The organism is Exiguobacterium sp. s64 (genome assembly GCF_018618035.1).
In the GTDB taxonomy this organism is placed as follows: Bacteria; Bacillota; Bacilli; order Exiguobacteriales; family Exiguobacteriaceae; genus Exiguobacterium; species Exiguobacterium mexicanum_A.
In genome coordinates this window covers 90,004-109,381 of record NZ_JACSLH010000007.1, presented here as the reverse complement: position 1 = coordinate 109,381, position 19,378 = coordinate 90,004, and the positions used below count along the sequence as shown (strand labels likewise).

The 19,378-nt window shown below is 49.0% G+C and carries 15 protein-coding genes; 10 read left to right on the top strand and 5 right to left on the bottom strand.

Features of this window, described 5'->3' with window-relative positions:
• Positions 1–32 precede the first annotated feature (32 nt).
• Positions 33–188 (top strand): hypothetical protein, encoded by a 156-nt coding sequence (locus tag KNP64_RS11310; protein ID WP_021065460.1) that lies wholly within the window; start codon positions 33–35, stop codon positions 186–188.
• A 589-nt stretch (positions 189–777) separates the two neighbouring features.
• Complete coding sequence (locus tag KNP64_RS11305) at positions 778–2,481, top strand: ATP-dependent nuclease (protein WP_214793438.1); 1,704 nt, start codon at positions 778–780, stop codon at positions 2,479–2,481.
• Positions 2,482–3,128: 647 nt separating this feature from the next.
• Here KNP64_RS11305 and KNP64_RS11300 read toward each other — a convergent pair.
• Entirely contained in the window at positions 3,129–3,536 is a 408-nt protein-coding gene (locus tag KNP64_RS11300) for a hypothetical protein (RefSeq protein ID WP_021065464.1), read from the bottom strand.
• A 2-nt stretch (positions 3,537–3,538) separates the two neighbouring features.
• On the bottom strand, positions 3,539–4,129 hold the full coding sequence (locus KNP64_RS11295) for a TIR domain-containing protein (RefSeq protein WP_021065465.1): 591 nt from the start codon (positions 4,127–4,129) through the stop codon (positions 3,539–3,541).
• Between the two features lie 407 nt (positions 4,130–4,536).
• Here KNP64_RS11295 and KNP64_RS11290 point away from each other — a divergent pair, with 407 nt between their 5' ends.
• Positions 4,537–5,403: a hypothetical protein gene (locus tag KNP64_RS11290; RefSeq protein WP_021065466.1), complete on the top strand. Its 867-nt coding sequence runs from the start codon at positions 4,537–4,539 to the stop codon at positions 5,401–5,403.
• 311 nt (positions 5,404–5,714) lie between these two features.
• A complete protein-coding gene (locus KNP64_RS11285) occupies positions 5,715–6,122 on the top strand; it encodes a hypothetical protein (RefSeq protein WP_021065467.1) in 408 nt (135 codons plus the stop codon).
• Between the two features lie 48 nt (positions 6,123–6,170).
• Here KNP64_RS11285 and KNP64_RS11280 read toward each other — a convergent pair whose 3' ends face one another.
• Entirely contained in the window at positions 6,171–6,362 is a 192-nt protein-coding gene (locus tag KNP64_RS11280; RefSeq protein WP_021065468.1) for a hypothetical protein, read from the bottom strand.
• 139 nt (positions 6,363–6,501) lie between these two features.
• Here KNP64_RS11280 and KNP64_RS11275 point away from each other — a divergent pair, with 139 nt between their 5' ends.
• On the top strand, positions 6,502–7,914 hold the full coding sequence (locus KNP64_RS11275) for an NAD-dependent epimerase/dehydratase family protein (protein ID WP_138859091.1): 1,413 nt from the start codon (positions 6,502–6,504) through the stop codon (positions 7,912–7,914).
• 132 nt (positions 7,915–8,046) lie between these two features.
• Positions 8,047–9,603 (top strand): SulP family inorganic anion transporter, encoded by a 1,557-nt coding sequence (locus KNP64_RS11270; RefSeq protein ID WP_214793435.1) that lies wholly within the window; start codon positions 8,047–8,049, stop codon positions 9,601–9,603.
• On the opposite strand, the gene KNP64_RS11265 is transcribed toward KNP64_RS11270, so the two are convergent.
• A complete protein-coding gene (locus KNP64_RS11265; RefSeq protein ID WP_131437869.1) occupies positions 9,600–9,929 on the bottom strand; it encodes a YolD-like family protein in 330 nt (109 codons plus the stop codon). The two genes, KNP64_RS11270 and KNP64_RS11265, sit on opposite strands and share 4 nt — an antisense overlap.
• Entirely contained in the window at positions 9,926–11,221 is a 1,296-nt protein-coding gene (locus KNP64_RS11260) for a Y-family DNA polymerase (protein ID WP_034778495.1), read from the bottom strand. Before KNP64_RS11260 ends, KNP64_RS11265 begins: the two co-directional genes overlap by 4 nt.
• Positions 11,222–11,458: 237 nt before the next feature.
• On the opposite strand from KNP64_RS11260, the gene secA2 reads away from it, so the two are divergent.
• The 4 genes from secA2 to KNP64_RS11240 all read left to right on the top strand — a co-directional run bounded on the left by secA2 (position 11,459) and on the right by KNP64_RS11240 (position 19,345).
• On the top strand, positions 11,459–13,828 hold the full coding sequence (gene secA2, locus KNP64_RS11255) for an accessory Sec system translocase SecA2 (protein ID WP_214793432.1): 2,370 nt from the start codon (positions 11,459–11,461) through the stop codon (positions 13,826–13,828).
• 1 nt (position 13,829) lies between these two features.
• A complete protein-coding gene (locus tag KNP64_RS11250; protein WP_214793429.1) occupies positions 13,830–14,651 on the top strand; it encodes an SLAP domain-containing protein in 822 nt (273 codons plus the stop codon).
• Between the two features lie 291 nt (positions 14,652–14,942).
• Positions 14,943–17,693: a bifunctional 2',3'-cyclic-nucleotide 2'-phosphodiesterase/3'-nucleotidase gene (locus KNP64_RS11245; RefSeq protein WP_214793427.1), complete on the top strand. Its 2,751-nt coding sequence runs from the start codon at positions 14,943–14,945 to the stop codon at positions 17,691–17,693.
• Between the two features lie 209 nt (positions 17,694–17,902).
• A complete protein-coding gene (locus KNP64_RS11240) occupies positions 17,903–19,345 on the top strand; it encodes a carbon starvation CstA family protein (protein ID WP_214793425.1) in 1,443 nt (480 codons plus the stop codon).
• Positions 19,346–19,378 lie beyond the last annotated feature (33 nt).

The following is a 19,378-nucleotide window of genomic DNA, read 5'->3' as shown; positions in this document are numbered from 1 at the left end:
CAATCACAATGAAATGAAAGCAGGTGAATCGAATGGGAAAATATCAATTGGATACGAAAAGTAAAGTAGCTGCTGCCAAGTATCAAGACGGTAAAAAACCAGCTGTCTCGAACAAAAAAGATAAGATCAATCAGATTCGAGAAGCATATTTGCAGAAGAAAAATGAGAAGAAACAAGCTGGTGAATGATCAGACAGCTTAGCTGACTTCAAGTGCTTTGCCATTAGAAGTTAAAATAAACAAAGAGGGTCACCCGTGCGTAGTTTATGCCTAGGTGGCCCTTTTCTTGTTTTGCAGTTTGTTAATGAGATTCGATTTGAATTTCACCCCAAGTTAAACAAAGCCGCAATGAGTGCATCACTCCAATTCTGGAGCATGAATAATCTGAGTGCGATTAAAAGCCTTACGATGAGGAGTGTGCCGAACGGGATGAGTTTGTTCTTGTTCTTTTTTAAAAGGCTGCGAGTTACGAGCCATACACCCGAATATGACAACGCCTATTTATCAGCAGTGTCATATTGAGATTCAATAGATAAACTACATACCTAGAAGTAGCATACGTTACGATACCTTGAATTGCGGGTTCGACTTCCGCAGTCTCCATTAAGAAGTAATTGAATTTAATTACTTCTTAATTCTTTTTTTTAGATTTAGAAGGAAATTTTATATATACAAATATAACCTAAAATGATAAAATATTTTTGATTTAAATGGATAAAAAAAGAATAATTTACAATTAGTTATAAAAATTAAATTTTAGTCTTATGAAGGAATTATTGTGTACATATCTAAAATTCATATTCATAACTATAGATCTATTATTGATGAAAAGTTCGAACTCTCTGGATTTAATTTATTGGTTGGTGCCAATAACTCGGGGAAATCAACTGTCATAAATGCAATTTTGACGTTTTATGAAAAAATAAAATTTAATTCCAAAAATGATTTTCCTAAAATTGGTTCTTTTGATAAAGAGTCTTGGATAGAAATCACTTATGGATTAGAGAAAGAAGAATACGATAATCTCCCTGACGATTATAAATCTTTAGATAAAAATTTAACGATTAGAAAATTGTTATATTCTGCAGATAAACAAAGGTTTAGCACAAGTCAGAGTAATTTATTTGCTGTAATTGATGGTCAATTAGATGAAAAACTATTCTTTGGAGCTAAAAATGTAGGTAATGCTAAATTAGGTGAGGTTGTATACATACCAGCTGTTAGCAATATATCGGATAATTTAAAAATGACAGGCCCATCTCCACTTAGAGATACTATTAATTTTTTATTTAAAGAAGCTGTTCAAGAGCATCCGAGCTATAATAGCTTGAAAAAAGCATTCGATAATTTCAATGAATTTGCAAATGAAGAAAAAGGAATTTTTAATAACATTGCAAATCCTTTGAATAAAGGAATCGAAGAATGGGATATCTCATTTAAATTAAGAATAAACCCTATTAGTACAGATGAGATTACTAAAAGTTTAATTACTTATCACTTTAATGATAGAAACATAAACAATGAAGAAGTAGGGATAGATCAGTATGGTCACGGATTTCAAAGGTCTATAGTATTTAATTTAATTAAACTTTCAGCAAGTTTTAAAAAAGAAAAAAAATCTGTAAAAAAAGAATTCAATCCTAAACTAGTAATTTTATTATTTGAAGAACCTGAAGCGTTTTTACATCCTACCCAGCAAGATCAATTGGCATATAATTTAAAAAAACTATCTAAAAATCAAGAATATCAAATCCTAATTACAAGTCATTCATCTCTATTTATCGGAAAAGCAAATGATCAGTTAAATCAAATTATTAAAGTCAATAAGTCTAACGGATGTTCAACTTTACATCAGCCGACATTAAAAGAGTTAGAAAATTTCTTTGCTTACAATAAATATTTTAAAACATTATTTGAAGATGATTTAATTGAGGGTGTTGAAGAGGAATTATCAGTGCAAGAAGAGAAATTTAGATATCAATTATGGTTAGATTCGGAAAGGGCATCTATGTTTTTTGCCGATAAAATTATTATCACTGAGGGAGCTACTGAAAAAATATTATTAGATTATTTATTAGATAATGATTGGGCAGATTTAAAAAAAGAAAAAATTTATGTTTTAGATGCGATGGGCAAATATAATATTCATAGGTACATGAAATTACTATGTTTATTTGGAATTAAACATTCAATATTTATTGATTCTGACTCGCAAGCAAAAGGTAAACGTATAAATCAACATCGGATTTTAAACAATCATATTAACGAGTGTGTAAACGAATTCACAATTTCAGATGCCTATTTAATTGACCCTGACTTAGAGACATTTTTGAATTTGCCGATGCCTAGAAAAGATCGTAAACCTTTAGATATGATAATGGCTCTAACTGAAAATAAAATTAATCCTGATAAACTTGTAGAATTAAAAGCAATAATTTCTAAATTAATTGATTTGCATGAACTCGAATTACAAACTTTATAAAAATGGAAGTACGAGTTAAACTGACATAATGATATGAGACACGTATAAAAAGCACCTTAATTTGGCCACTATTACCCCGTATTTTATCGGTGTCAGGTAGCCATTTTTTCTTGAATACGTTTTTTGTTATAGTAATTTAGATAATAATTCACCCGTTCAAACACTTCATTGTACTCATCTCTAAGAAGATATACAATCTTCAGAACTGCTAATTTCTCAACTCTCTTTCGATATCCACGTATTTTTTGAGGTTTCGTTCTCCGTCTTCAGGGGGGGCTGATGTTCTTTTTTGCTATCCTCACTCGCGGAATCAGGACCGTGTCCGTAGGCATACTGTTTCCCAATTGGCTAATCAAATCGATAGATTTCATTCAACCCAGAACATCTTAGCCATGTGTGAATCTAAGATTCGCTTTTGATTTCGTGTTTTTCCATAAATCTATCTAATCTTCAACTCACTACGTAGTTTATTTTCTATCACAACTACCCATTTCACTTCGCTTTAACATGCATTTTTGACCACGCAAAAACACCTCCGATGCCAGCACTTTTTAAAAGTGTATCACTCAAAGGTGTTTTAAATATTGTCTCAAAAAAATTAGCAGAGCATATGTCATACTTTGCAACTTATGCGTCTTTTAGTGTATTTAATTTTTAGATAAACAAATCGCCAAAAAAATTGCAATTATTATTGAGAAATAAAACATAAGGAGAGTTTTTGAAAAACAAACTATTAACCATGAATCAATATCCTTCTTGAAATCAGAAGTATCCATGGAATAGTCTATTGTTTCATCCGATTTTATTCTGACCACATCATACAATTTGCGAAACAGCTTTTCTTGGTGAAGATAAAATCCATCTAAAAACCAAAAAAATATAGTTGGAATTAATGCGATGTATATATATCGAGAGTCCATATCCTTGACATTTGCAAATGCCAATATTGCAGCTACAAGGGTTACTGCCCATCCTTTAAGATAGAACGAGTTTGAGGCCATTCTACTAATAGTTTGTTGAATGAATTCCAAATGCTTTATTTTATGTTCTGCCATATTTACTCACTCCTTTCAATTGGTTCATTTCCAGTTACCCATCTAGCCAAATCTATATACTTATTAGGGTTGTCTTGAATCCAAATTGTTATTTCGCCATTTTCATTTGTACCATGTACTCCATATGAGTATAAACTTAAATATTCTTGCCCTATAAATTCTTCACTGTTTGTGTAAGTTTTAGTTATTGGTAAAATTGCAATCCTTCCGACTTTAGAATCGAAATATCCTATTTCCCAAGGAACCCATTTGGATTCTGGTGATGATTCAGAATATGCAACTAACATTGTTTTACAATTGTTCATTCTGCTTCTTAATCTATCAGCAGTAGACTTATTTACCTGACTTCTATCTAACTCAGGATCATCTATCCAATCAATATAAACGTCCAATGAATAAATATTTTCAATAAATATTTTTAGTCCATGAATGACTTCTGCATCATGAAAGCTATGAGAAATGAAAACATCATATTTCTTACCATAATCGAATGATGAAGAGGCATGTTTTAATATTTTTTCGCTACTTTCATAAAAATTCTTATTTTTTTGAGCCAATTTTTTTAACTCAGTTTCATTAAACTTCATTGCCATTATTTTTTACCCCTTTATAAAGTCTATTATCCCCCTATGATGACTTCTTAGTTATGTATTATTTAAATTTACAGGAATGTCCTGCATTTAGTATATAGTATATTTACAAATAGTATCTGTAATGTAGTATTTGGAAAAGTAATTTCATTATCGAGGTTGCCAGATAATTAGTTTGTTTCAGCCTGTCTAAATTTTTAATACATAGATAGTGAGCTACATTTGAAAGATGGAATATAATTATTACTGAGTGAATAAGAGAAGTTTTACAAAAATGTTTATAAAATTTATTCGATTCTCTACTAGGAAAACCTATAAGTGCGTTCTTGTATTAGACACTTTAATTATAAAGAAAGATAAACGATATTATTATAAATCATATCTGGCTAATTATTTTTGGAGGATAAATTATGAATGAATTAACAAGAGAAAACATATTTTTATTTATGATCAATAATATTGATGAAGTGGATATAGGTTCTTTCTCTGAGTCAAATTATATAAAAGAAATATATGAAATAAATTTAATTGTTTTGAATGAGATTGAAGAGAAATTTTACAGCTCAACTCCAAATTTTAATATTGACTTAATAAATCAATTGGAAATTAATATCACAAATATTGAAGATTTAACTAAAAATAATAATTTTGAGTTAAGTAACGATTTAATTAAAAAACTAATTACTGACCTTACTGTGTTTAATAATAATAATTATGAAAATAAAATGAAATCACAAAACCTTTTTAATAAATTGCTAAAAATATTAATGGATTGGTCTGATAAGGCTTTAAAAAGAAAATTTAATAATATAAGGAACCATGTTAAGTCATTTAATGATAAAAATTATAAAAAGATATTTTTATCATATGCATTTGAAGATCATCTGTATACCTTAGCGCTATTTTATTATTTTTATTCTAATCAATTATATCTGTATGTGGATTGGCTTATAAATGATGAAATTCCAAAAACTGATTATTTGAAAAGAAATTTATTTGATAATTTAAGTGACTCTGAACAGCTTTTATTTTTACAAAGCCCAAATATGGAGTTAAATATCCAAGGAAACCCTAGTATTAAAGCTTGGTGTGCATGGGAGTTAGGTAGTTTTTTCTACAAAACTAATTCTCAATTTAGTGGAAACCCTTATAATTATGACTCCAGTAGAAAATATAAATTTTTTATAAACATTTATCGAACTAATGCAAGTAAAAGTCATCGAATATTAGAAGGTTTAACTGAACTAAGTGGTATATCACCAAATGGATTAACTTAGATTTTCACTTTAAGAATTGCTGATTAAATAAGGAATTTAATTTAGAAATATTTATCAAATAAAAAACAATCATTTTATACTTTGACAACTCTACGCGACAGCCGTATTTTATAAATTTGAGAAAGTTAAGTATAAGAATTTGGTGCGTCTTCTATTAACCCACGCATACCTGGTGCTAATCGGGATTATAATGGTCATCGTCGGACTTGCGTTTGCTTTTTACTCAATCGATGTAACATAATCATGACGAAGAGATGAAAACAATTGTAGTATCTAGGCTATATGTAGCCAAAGTATTCGGAAATGTTGAAGTGACGAGAACTGATTTTTTTGTCTACGCGGACGAGACGACAGGGGAAGTCGTCGACACGTTCCTGGCATCGAAATGGGAAGATGACGTGACGGATGTCATCGAGGATTCGGTCATGACGGCGTTTGGCCGTGATGTCACGTACGATGTTTTTTACGATGAAGTAGCCGTACGAGAACTCGACACCGCGGCTGCGAACCCGCTCGCCTATAAAACGGCCGACGTCGTACCGACAATTTTGGTGACGATTCATCGGGAGCCAGCGTCAGGAGACGAGGCACTCGTCCGCACTTGGATGGCGGCGCTAAAAGAGAACGACATGTTACGCCATGCGGAAGTTCATGTCGACTATGTCGCTAAAAATGGGGAGATCCTCAATGACGGTACCCCGTTAATTCTATCGTTCTAATGAAAAAACACTTTCTGCGCGCAGGAAGTGTTTTTGTTCAATCAATGGTCACCACAAGTTAAACAAATCCGCCACAATCGCATCACTGCCGTCTTGGAACATAAACAAGCCGAGCGCGATTAACAGCCCTCCGATGACGAGAGTACCGAATCGTATCAGTCCGCTCGTGTTCTTTTTGAGTAAGCCGCGAATCACGAGCCCTCCACCAATCAATAGCATCAAGAAATACCAAAACCCCATAGCCATTCCTCCTCTGCCTGTAGTTGAGTCTAGTTTACATATATTTTCCAGTACATACTGTAGGGCGTGAGACTGATTTAATCTAAGCCCAAGACGGGTACAGTACCTTTATGTGTAAATGAAGGGGAGAGTGACCACTATGCGGAAAACGATCGTCATCGCGGGCGCGAGCGGCTATATCGGCTCGAACGTGATGGACCATTTAAAAGAAGAATATGACATCATCGCCTTATCCCGCTCGACGAAAAACAAGGAAGACGAGGACCATATCACGTGGCGATCGTGCGATTTGTTCTCGTATGAACAGACACGTGAGGCTTGCGAGGGGGCGGACTACGCCATGTTCCTCGTCCACTCGATGATTCCGGACGGCGGATTGACGCAAGCGACGTTCGAAGACATGGACGCGCTCATCGCCGACAACTTCGCCCGGGCGACAAAAGCGAACGACATCGAACAAATCGTCTACTTGAGCGGCATCATTCCGAAAGAGTCGAAGACGTTGTCACGTCACTTGAAGAGCCGGCTCGAGGTCGAACGGATTCTCGGCGGTCAAGGTGTACCGGTGACGACGATTCGGGCCGGACTCATCATCGGTCCAGAAGGCTCGTCGTTCCCGATTCTCGCGAAGCTCGTCAAACGGTTGCCGGTCATGATTCTCCCGAACTGGACGAAGACGGAGACGCACCCGATCGATTTGCGTGAAGCCGTCCAGGCGCTCATCTCGGTCGTCGGCGCCGAGGCGCTGTACGACCATCATATCGATATCGGTGGACCGGAAGTGATGACGTATCGGAAGATGATTGAAGACACGGCTGACGTCATGGGCAAACGCCGCGTCATGATCGACTTCCCGTTCCCGACAATCAAGTTGTCCCGATTGTGGGTCATGGCCGTAACAGGTGAGCCGAAAGACACCGTCTATCCACTCGTCGAGAGCATGGGCCACGCCATGGTCGCGAAAGACACGACCGGCGTCAAACAAGGAGAAATCCCGTTCAAGGAAGCGGTGGAGCACGCACTTGAGGAAGAAGAGAAACAGAAGTCAGGCGGCGGCAAGAAGAAAAAAGCGCCGCAACAGTACACGGTCCGCTCGATTCAACGGTTCGGCCTGCCCGAGAACAAGTCGGCGCTATGGATGGCCGACACGTATTTCGAGTGGCTCGGCCGGCTCGCGTATCCGCTCATCCAGACGACGAAAGAGGACGATGACTGGGAAATCGCGCTCCTCCGTCCGTCACTCGTCGCACTCCATCTGTCGCTCGAAGACGAGGCGACGGACGACATGGCGTCCTATTCCATCGACGGCGGCATGTTCGCGAAGTTGAGTGAGGATGACAAGACAGGCCGGCTCGAGTTCAGACGGCTCCCGGAGTCAGAAGAAGGGCTCGTCGCCATCCACGAGTTCGTGCCGGCGCTGCCATGGTGGTTCTATACGAAGACGCAGGCGAAAGCCCACCTCGTCGTCATGTGGCTGTTCGGCCGTCACGTCCGTCTGCTTGGGGAAGATGCGGACGAGGGCGACCAAGTCGTCGAAGCACCGACGAATTAACGAAGACGCATCCATCGCGATGCGTCTTTGTTTTGTCGATTATGTTAACGTTTCGCCAGAGTCGTTTACAAAGGGCAGGGACAGGCGTACACTGAACTCGTTTTCGACATAATGGAAAGAAGGAATGCAAGAATGGACAACTTCATGACATCACGCCAAGGCTGGCAGAAAGACATCTCGGCCGGAATCACCGTCGGGGTCGTCGCCGTGCCGCTCGCGATGGCGTTCGCGATCGCCTCGGGCGTCGGACCGGTGTATGGGCTCTATACGGCCATCATCGCCGGCATCCTCGTCAGCCTGTTCGGAGGCTCGACGTTCCAAATCGCCGGACCGACCGGCGCCTTCATCCCGATCGTCTCGGGGGTCATGCTCGCGCACGGCTACGAAGGGTTGCTTGTGACGACGTTCCTCGCCGGGATCCTGTTGTTCCTCATGAGCGTTCTCCGCGTCGGACGACTGATTCGCTTCATGCCGCGGGCCGTCACCATCGGGTTCACGGCCGGGATCGCCGTCGTCATCTTCGTCGACCAGCTCGATGAACTGTTCGGCATCACGTTCGAGAAGGCACCGCACTTCCACGAGAACTTATTAACGCTCGTGACGTCGTTACATGAAGCGAGCTTATGGCCTGTCTTCATTGCCGCCATCGGTTTCTTGACGCTCTGGCTCGTACCGAAACTGCCCGTGAAATTGCCGCTGTTATTGATGGCGATGCTCGTGCCGACGTTCGTCAGTCTCGTCGTCCCAGGGGAAGTCGCGACGATCGGCAGCGCCTATGGCGGCATCCCGAGCGGACTGCCTGAGTTCAACTGGCTCGCGATTGACCTCGATTTGATTGCGACGCTCATGCCATCGGCGTTCGCCATCGCTTTCCTCGGGGCACTCGAGTCACTGTTGTCAGGTGCGGTCGCAGACGGCATGGCCGGCACGAAGATGAACCCGGACAAGGAACTGTTCGGGCAAGGGCTCGCCAACGTCGTCGTCCCGTTCTTCGGCGGGATTCCGGCGACCGGCGCCATCGCCCGGACGGCGACGAACATTCAAGCAGGCGCCGTCAGCCGCCGCTCCGGCGTCATCCACGGGTTGACGGTGCTCCTGGCCGTGCTCGTGTTGGCACCGCTCGCGAGCTACGTCCCACTGGCCGCCCTCGCCCCGATCTTGATGCGCGTCGCTTGGAATATGTCGGAGCGGCACCACGTCTTCGAGATGCTCAAGCATCGGTCGGCTGAGTCGCTCGTCCTGCTGATCACGCTCGGTCTGACCGTGTTCGTCGATCTCGTCGTCGCCGTCGAGGTCGGGGTCATCTGTGCGCTCGCCTTGTTCGCGAAACGGATGGCCGATACGATCGACGTCCGCGAACAGACGGAACGGTACGTGACGCGCGACGGCCAGGTCGTCTTCAGCGTCGAAGGACCGCTCTTCTTCGGGGCGATCGAGATGTTCGAGCATGTGTTGCATCATATCCATGACGAGCCTGACGTGTTCATCTTCAACTTCCACCGCTGTCCGGTCATCGACGTGACGGCCGTCGAAGAGATTCGCCGCGTCGTCCGAGAGTTGAAAGCGGCCGACCGTCGTGTCGTCTTCGCGCACTTGTCGGCACCCGTGCGCCAGACGCTCACGCATTATGGCGTGCTCGACCACGTCGACACGTTCGAAACGACGCAGGAAGCGATTGACGCGTCTTAACGGACGGACAGAATCTGACCGAACGGGATGCGACGCACGTCCGTGTCGAACAGCTCGACTTCACGCTCGGCATAATAGATGGCGTGGACGTAGCCGCGCACCGTATGGGTCATGCCGTTGTCGAACAGCGTCAGCTCGACGGCGTCGCCTTCACGGATGGCGCGTTCGAGCTCGGTCTGCCATAAGTAGAGGAGCTGCTCATCCAAGTCAGGCAGCTCGATTTTTTGGACGTGGGCGTAATATTTCTTTAGCAGCGCCACGTGCTCGGGCATGAGGAACGGGATCCATTTCAATTCACCGCGGTCTTTGTAGCGGGTCTGGCTCATGACGATTCACCTCCTTGTTTATGTCCGCCGATGAGGCGTTGCCGCGTCCGGAGCGGACTGTCTTTCAGTAAACTCGATGCTGGGCGGATCGTGCCGCGCCCGAAGCGGACGTTCAAGCGATCGACGAGGTCGAGGAAGTCGAACCGGCGCGCCCGGGCCCACTCGTCCTCGAAGAAGGAGAGCTGAACGTGGTCGCTCCTTGGCTCGAGCTTGCCGAGGGCGACCGAGACGTAACGGACGGCCTCCGTCTCGTCCCAGGCGTCGAGGAAGAGCGTCAACAACACCGGCAAGAACTCGCGCTCGTCCGCTGTGAAGCGGGCGAGTTTTTTTTGTTTGCTGAAGCCGCGCCGCTCGCTCGTCCGGGTGTAGCGGACGCCGAGATGGACGCTGCCGCCGACGAGTCCCGCCTGTCGCGTCCGCATGCCGACCTCGACGGCGATGGCCTGTAAGACGAGCCGGATGGCCGCGTACGTCGTATAGTCTTTCATGAGCGTGATGCCGTGGCCAATCGTCCGGGGCCGTTGCCGTTTCGCCCCGAACAGGGAGCTCGGCGGGAGGATCGTCGGCGATTCGTCGATGCCCCAGGCGTGATGCCACAGCTCGGCGCCGATGACGCCGAACTTCTCATGGAGCGTCTCGAGCGGATAGCGGGCGAGGTCACCGATCGTCTCGATGCCGAGCCGCCGGAGATGGACTTCCATCTTCGCCCCGACGCCCCACATCTTGCCGATCGGGGCCGGGTGGATCAACTTCTCGACGTCGTGGAGGAAACAGCTGGCGACACCTGTCTTCTTCCCATGCAGGTCGAGGACGAGCTTGGCGAGGACGTTGTTCGGTCCGATGCCGATTGTGACCGGGATGCCGGTGTAGCGGAACACGGTCGAGCGGATGAGGCGGGCGACGTGCGCATCGTTCCCGAACAGCCGCTCCGTCCCGGTCAAGTCGACGAGCGTCTCGTCGACCGAGTAGACACGGATCGCCTCGGGGGGTGCGAACTGATGCAAGATGTGGACGATTTGGACGGACACGTTCAAATAGTGGCTCATCCGGGCCTCGGCGTAGATGACGTGCCGTCGCTCATGCCACGGCAACCGGTCGATGTGAAAGCGCCGGGACCCGGTCTTGATGCCGAGCTGCTTCATCGGCGGCGTCGCGGCGAGGACGAGGGCGCCGTGATCTTGGAGGTTTGATAAGACGACGAGCTTTGTCTTGTACGGGTTCAACTTGCGGGCGGCGCACTCGCAACTGGCGTAGAACGAGACGCTGTCGATACAAAAAATCCGACGTCGCATAGCCACCTCTCCTTTTTTGCGAACAAACGTTCTGTTTTTTTCATCGTATCATGGTCTCACGCCGTCTCAAATAGAAAAATGAAAAGAAATTTTGAAAAGAGTTAAAAAAAGGATAGATGGTGAATGAAATTCCATCTTTTTGGAATTTACCGAAATAATAAAGCGAGGCGGAAACAAAATCCGTTATAATGAGAGGGTAGCTAGACAAATATGGTTTCGGACGATGGAGGCTATCCTGTGATTGATTTTGTGAAGCAATTGACCAATGATCAGGCACGACGATTGAAAACCTATAAGAAACAAGTCGAACGCATCAACGCGTACGAGGAGACGATGCGCGCCTTAGACGATGAGGCGCTTCGCCAGTATACGCTCGAACTGAAACAGCGGCTCACGGACGGTGCGGACGTCCGCGCCATCACGGAGGAAGGGTTCGCCCTCGTCCGCGAGGCATCCGTCCGGACGATCGGGCTCCGTCATTATGACGTCCAGCTCATCGGCGGTCTCGCGCTGCTCGAAGGAAATATCGCCGAGATGCCGACCGGGGAAGGGAAGACGCTCGTCGCGGCTCTCCCGGCGTTCGTCAAGGCGCTCGAAGGGAAAGGCGTCCATGTCATCACGGTAAACGACTATTTGGCGATGCGTGACGCCGAACAGATCGGCAAGGTCCATACGTTTCTCGGGCTCACAGTCGGACTGAACGTCCCGGAGATGGAGCTTGCTGACAAACAGGCGGCGTATGCGGCCGACATTACATACGGGGTCGGGACCGAGTTCGGGTTCGACTATCTTCGGGACCACTTGGTCGGCTCGCCGGAAGAACGGGTCCAGCGTCCGTTCCATTTCGCGCTGCTCGATGAAGTCGACAGCGTCTTGATCGACGAGGCGAAGACGCCGCTCATCATTGCCCAGAAGGACGAGTCGCACGTCCGCTTGAAACGTCTCGCCCAAACCGTGTTCGGCCAATTGACGGAAGACGACTATACGGTCGACCTCGAGGCGCGCGCCGTCATGTTCTCGGACAAAGGTATCGAGAAAATCGAGGCGTTGTTCTCGGTCGACAACTTGTTTTCCGCCGAGCACCACGTCCTGTATCACTACATGATGCAGGCGCTCCGGGCGAACGTATTGTTCGAGCGGGACGTCGACTATATCGTCCAAGAAGGCAAAATCGAGTTGATCGATTTGTTCACGGGGCGGGTCATGGAAGGACGCAGCCTGTCGGAAGGCCTCCATCAGGCGCTCGAGGCGAAAGAACAGCTCGACATCACCGAAGAGAACAAGACGACGGCGGAAATCACGATTCAACACTACTTCCGGATGTACCCGCTCCTCGGCGGCATGACCGGGACGGCCCAGACGTCACGTGAAGAGTTCATGAAGACGTATCAGATGGACGTCGTCCAAGTGCCGACGAACCGGCCGAAGCAGCGCCAAGACCTACCGGACCGCGTCTTTGATACGATCGCCCATAAATATGCGGCGGTCAGTCAAGAAGTCGCGGCCATCCACGCGACGGGACAACCGATTTTGATCGGGACGACCTCGATCGCCCAGTCGGAGGCCGTCAGTGAACAGCTAAAAAAACAAGGCATCGCGCATGAACTGTTGAACGCGAAGACGGTCGCCCAAGAAGCCGAGATTATCGCCGAGGCGGGACGGCTCGGTCACGTGACGATCGCGACGAACATGGCCGGACGCGGGACCGACATCGTCTTAGACGAGACGGCGCGCGAACGCGGCGGCTTGTATGTCATCGGGACGGAACGGCACGAATCGCTCCGCGTCGACAATCAGCTCCGCGGACGGTCGGGACGTCAAGGCGACCCGGGCATGTCACGTTTCTTCGTCTCGCTCGAGGATGATCTCGTCAAGCGGTACGCCGCCGAGCGGTTGAAACGTGTCGAGCACAAACTGACGCCGGACGAACACGGAGAAGTCCGCCATAAAGAAGCGGGCGACATCATTGAATACGCCCAGACGACGATTGAAGGCGTCGGCGTGTCGGTCCGTGACTACATGTTCAAGCTCGACGACGTCTTGAACGAGCAGCGCCGCATCATCTATACGATTCGCGATGAGGCGGTCGACGCCAATGCGACGGCCATCTTGAACAACGTGCTCGCGATGATGCGCCTCGCGCTCAACGAGACGCTCGACCGTCATATCGCGGCCGACCTCGTCCCGGAAGAGTGGGCGACGGACGCGCTCATCGAGGACTATCTCTATTTGACGCAACAGGCGCCGACGTGGGATGACACGGTCGGGGACAAAGAAGAGTTGAAACGAGCGGTCGCCCCATGGATCGACGGCATCGTCGCGACGGCAGAACAGCGCATCGAGGGCTACCCGGAAGTCATCGCCTTCGCGCGGCAACAACTGCTCAGCCACCTTGATATCCGCTGGACGAACCATTTGACGACGATGAACGCCTTGAAAGAAGGCATCGGGCTCCGCAGCTACGGCCAGGAAGACCCGAGCCGTCAGTTCGGCAAGGAAGGGCTCGAGATTTTCCAAGAGACGTATCTCGATATCGCCCGCGACGTGACGATTCAGCTGTGCCAGCTAGATTTATACTTTGCGCAACGGGAAGAGGAGGGGCAGTGACATGTTCGGACTGTTGAAACGAAAGAAAGTCGAGACGATCATCCGCCAAGACGACGAGCGGGCGCTCCGCCTCGTGTTCGATGAAGGGATGGACATCTCGAAAGAAGATGAGTACGTGTTCCGCTATCATGCGACGACGCTGCCGCCGCTCGCGGACAACCAGTTGTCGATCGAATTGCTCAGTGCGACGAAGAACCCGGGCGGCCTGTCCGTGGTCGCCTTGTTCCGCAACACGGTCGCGACCGAGTTCTCGCTCGACGAGATCCCGGTGCTCTTGTTGAACGAGCGCCGCGAACCGCTCGGCCAGAAGATGCTCAGCCGGATGGATTTGCCGTCGTTCGAGGCGATGACGAGTAAGCCCGTCTATCTCGACTTCTTCGAGGAGGAACTGTTCACCGATGTCGACGCTCTCGACACCGAGTCGCTCCAACTCGCCTTCCAAATGAACCCGACGGCACCGCTCCAAGACATCTCCGACGCCGAACGGGACGCGTTCCCTGACGTGGCGTGGCACCGCCTGAAGCGGATGAACGTCCTCAGCCGTCCGGTCGCCGAAGGCCAGTTTGATCTATTGCTCGTCCATCTCGACGTGACCGACACGGAAATCGGCGCCTCGCTCCTCGTCCGGAACGGGTACCTCGAGCAGGCTCTCCAAATCCCGCGCCTCCCGCTCGAGTTGATGCAGCGGGACGAGGTCGTCGGCCGAGCCGACGCAACGCTCAACGAACCGATTTTACCGAAACATGATTATCCGCTCCACGTCCGCTTCAAGCGGCCGGAAGGAGACAGCGACGGACCGATCTCGATTCGCATCCGTTCATGACGAAATGACCATCCCTGACACGCGTCGGGGATGGTTTTTTAGGTCTAATGGACTGCTTGTGCGATGTCTAGCCTCTGAACAAGTTCGATTGAAAAATCGCTTAACGCGAAGTCGTCTGTTCGGTCTAATCATACGGATGCGGACCTTTTCCATGTTCTCGGAAAGTCGTCTAGGACCAGACCTTTCTTTACCAATTTTTTAAGGAAATAGGACATAGGCTTCATTAAAATGGAGGGGCCGCTATGGTATATTTAGTCCGCAATGCACACCACATGAATGGGGAGAAAAATCATGTCTAAATTTACGAAGATGGCCATTGTTACGTCGCTCATCGTCCCAACACTCATCCCGCTCCAACACGCGGCAGCAGAAGACGAGGACGTCGTCAAACTGCGCTTCTTGGAGACGACCGACCTACATACGAACATCACGAACTACGATTACTTCCAAGACAAAATCGATCACACGATCGGGTTGACGAAAGTCGCGACGTTGATTCAGCAACATCGCACGGACGCCGGCAAGCCGAACACGTTCCTGTTCGATAACGGAGATACGCTTCAAGGGACGCCATTCGGGGATTACGTCCGCGAACAGCATCAGAAAGCACCAGGCGCGTTCGAACATCCGATGTATCAAGCGATGTCGGCACTCGAGTTCGATGCGGTCACACTCGGGAATCACGAGTTCAACTTTGGGCTCCAGTTCTTGTATGACGCGATGCAAGGCTCAAAAGGCAAGCTCCGCTTCGTCAACTCGAACGTGAAGGACTTGTCGGGTGAGCCGATCGTCTCGAAATATAACGAGGACGGACAAGAAGTCCAAATCATCGAACGCCAAGTCGTCGACGCGGACGGCGAGACACATACGATTAAAGTCGGTGTGTTCGGGGTCGTGCCGCCGAAAATCATGTCGTGGGATTCAGGGAACCTCCAAGGCAAGGTGACGGCAGATGATATGGTCCCGGCAGCAAAAGCAGCCGTCGCCAAATTGAAAGAGCAAGGCGCGGACGTCGTTGTCGCGCTCGCGCACTCAGGCATCGGGGAAAGTGCGAAGCTCGCCGATCAACAAGAAGACGGGGAAGAGAACGTCGGCTACGCGCTCACGAAAATCGAAGGGCTCGACATGGTCATGACCGGTCACCAACACGGCCGCTTCCCGGACGCGAAAGGCATGTTCGCTTCATTCCCGAATGTGGATATGAACAAAGGGACAATCAACGGCAAGCCGGTCGTCATGGCGAACAACCAAGGGAAAGACCTCGGGGTCATCGACCTCGACCTCGAGCTCGTCGATGGCAACTGGCAAGTACTCGATGCGAACGCGAAACTCGATACGGTCACGGCCGACACACCGGTCGACCCGACAATCGCCTCGCTCATCGACGCGGACCATAAGGCGACGATCGAATACATCAACCGCCCGGTCGGTGAGATTCAAGACGATATCCAAAGCTACTTCGCGCTCGTCCGTGACGACGCGTCGGTCCAGTTCGTGACGAACGCGCAGAAATGGTACGTCGAGAGAGAACTCGCGACGAACCCGGAACTCGCGGCGTATAAAGAGCTTCCAATCCTCTCGGCCGGGGCTCCATTCAAAGCGGGTAACCGTAACTTGACGGACGCGAGCTATTACACGAACATCCCGAAAGGCTCGATTGCATTGAAGAACGTGGCCGATTTGTACGTCTATCCGAACACGCTCGAAGTCGTCAAAGTGACGGGCGCGGACGTGATGGACTGGCTCGAGATGTCAGCCGGGGCGTACAAACAAGTCTCGGATACGAACGATGAGTTGCTTAACTTGGAGTTCCGCAGCTACAACTTCGATATCCTCGACGGCCTCACGTATGAAATCGACGTGACCGGTCCTGCCAAGTTCGATGCAGGCGGTACGGTGATCAACGACAAGGCGAACCGCGTCAAGAACGTGAAGTATAACGGCAAACCTATTACACTCGACCAAGAGTTCCTCGTCGCGACGAACAACTATCGCGCCGGCTCGACATCGTTCCCGGGACTCGGTGGCGGCAAGAACATCGTCTATCGCTCAGCGTATGAGACACGGAACGTGATTTCGGACTATATCGTCTCAGGCAAACTGGAATACAAAGCGGATGACAACTGGAAGATCGTCGCCGACGCGAAACGGAGAGCGAAATTCGAGACGGCCGACGCCGGCAAGCAATATGTCGACTTGTATGAAGGTATCGAAGCGACCGAGACGACACGTCCGGACGCAGCGGATCGTCTGTTCCGCACGTACACGATCGAACTCGATCAAGCAGTTGAGGAAGAGGAAGTTGTGCTCACGCTTACAGTGAATACAATCAAACCAGGCGCGAAAGCCGTGACGGGTACGACGACACCGAATGCGAACGTCACATTGAAAGACGGCGCGAAAGAGCTCGCGACAGCGAAAGCTGATAAAGACGGCAAGTACACGCTCGTGACGAAACCGCTCAAGCTCCGTCAATCGCTCACCATCATCTCTGAACTCGATGGCGCGACCGTGACGGAAACGAAAGTCGTCGGTGCCGGCTTCGTCGGCACACCGGCGCTCGCCTCGAAATTGACGTACGCGAACACGAACGTCATCTCAGGGAAAACGACACCAGAGACGAAGTTGACGCTCAAGCGTGACGGCAAGACAATCGCCTACGCGACGTCGGACAAAAACGGATCGTTCGAATTCACGAAACGCGCCGGCTTCATCTACGGGAACTATGAAGTCATCGCTAAAGATGTGACCGGAAAAGTCGTCAAAGCGAAGGCGTTCACGTTCAAGAAAGCGGCCATCGCGACACCGAAGAACACGAAAGGCGTGAAGGTCGGAACGAAAGCGCTCATCGGGAAAACGACACCGGGTGCCGTCGTCGTCTTGAAAGACGCGAAAGGCAAACAAGTCGCCAAAGTGAAAGCGAGCTGGGCCGGAACGTATACGTTCACATTCAAAAAAGGTCTTGCTAAAGGAAGCTACGCGGTCATCGCGAGCGACTACACAGGTGCAGGTGCGAAACAAGCGAAGTTCGCATTGAAATAAGCGATTCAACCGAGACGGCGTCCCAACAGGGCGCCGTTTTTGCGCGCTCGAAAAAGTGTCAAAAAAGTGAACGAAACCTCTTACGAAAACAGGGGAACTGCTGTATAATCAATCACGTAAGCGTTTACATTATATGTGTAAAACAACGGGATTCATTTTTTCGGGGCCGGTGGGGACCGGCTACATACGTTCAAAAGGGGACAGCACACATGATTACATTCTTTATCGCCTTGGCGATTCTATTCGTCGGGTACAAAGTGTACGGCAGCTACGTCGAGAAGACGTTCGGCATCAAGGAAGAGCGGACGACACCTGCCTACGCGTCACAGGACGGCATCGACTACGTGCCGATGGGGAAAAAACGGAACTCGATGATTCAACTGTTGAACATCGCTGGAGTCGGCCCGATTTTTGGTCCAATCATGGGGGCGCTCTACGGACCGGTCGCGTTCCTGTGGATCGTCTTCGGATCGATTTTCGCTGGAGCGGTACACGACTATTTGACGGGCATGATCTCACTTCGGAACAACGGGGCGCACTTGCCGCAGCTCGCCGAGAAGTTCCTCGGCCGCTCGCTCCGCCACGTCGTCAACGGGTTCGCCCTACTTCTCTTGCTCTTGGTCGGGACGGTGTTCGTCACGTCGCCGAGTAACATGATCAACAACTTGTTCGACGGCAACGCGACGACGCTCACGATCGTCATCTTCGCCGTGTTCGCCTACTACATCTTGGCGACATTGCTCCCGGTCGATAAGATCATCGGGCGCATCTACCCGTTCTTCGGGGCGCTCCTCATGATCAGCGCCATCGGGATCGCCGTCAGCCTGTTCGCGCAAGGCTACCAGATTCCTGAGATGACACTCACGAACATGCATCCGGACGGCTTGCCGATTTGGCCGCTCCTCTTCTTCACGATCTCGTGTGGGGCGCTCTCAGGTTTCCACGCCACGCAGTCGCCGATCATCTCGCGGACGACGATGAAAGAGAGCAACGGCCGTGAAATCTTCTACGGCATGATGATTGTCGAAGCGGTCATCGCCATGATTTGGGCCGGGGCCGCCATGGCCATCTTCGAGCCAGGCGAATTGCTCGGATTGATTCAAACCGGTACGCCGGCACTTGTCGTCCAAGAAGTGGCGACGCTCATGCTCGGCAGCATCGGCGGCACGCTCGCCATCCTCGGTGTCATCGTCTTGCCGATCACATCGGGCGACACGGCGTTCCGTAGCGCTCGGATGATCATCGCCGACTATATGAAAGTCGCGCAGAAGAAGTTCTCGTCACGCCTGTGGATCGCGCTCCCGCTCTTCGCGATCTCATACGTGCTCACGAACATGGACTTCCAGATGCTCTGGCAATACTTCAACTGGGCCAACCAGACGACGGCGGTCATCGCCTTGTTCGTCGGGGCGATGTACCTTTACATCAAAGGGCGCAACCATTACATCGCGCTCATCCCGGGGACGTTCATGTTGTACGCCGTCTGGTTCTACATTTTGACGGCACCGATCGGCTTCAAGATGGATGGGGTCATCCCGTACGTCATCGCCACGATCGGGACGATCACGCTGCTCGTCTTGTTCCACATACGCGCCAAAGCGATGCGGGCACAAAATATGGAATGTGACGTTCCAGTGAAGGAAGTCGCATAATCCACAGACATGGGTCGCTTCGGCCCATGTTTT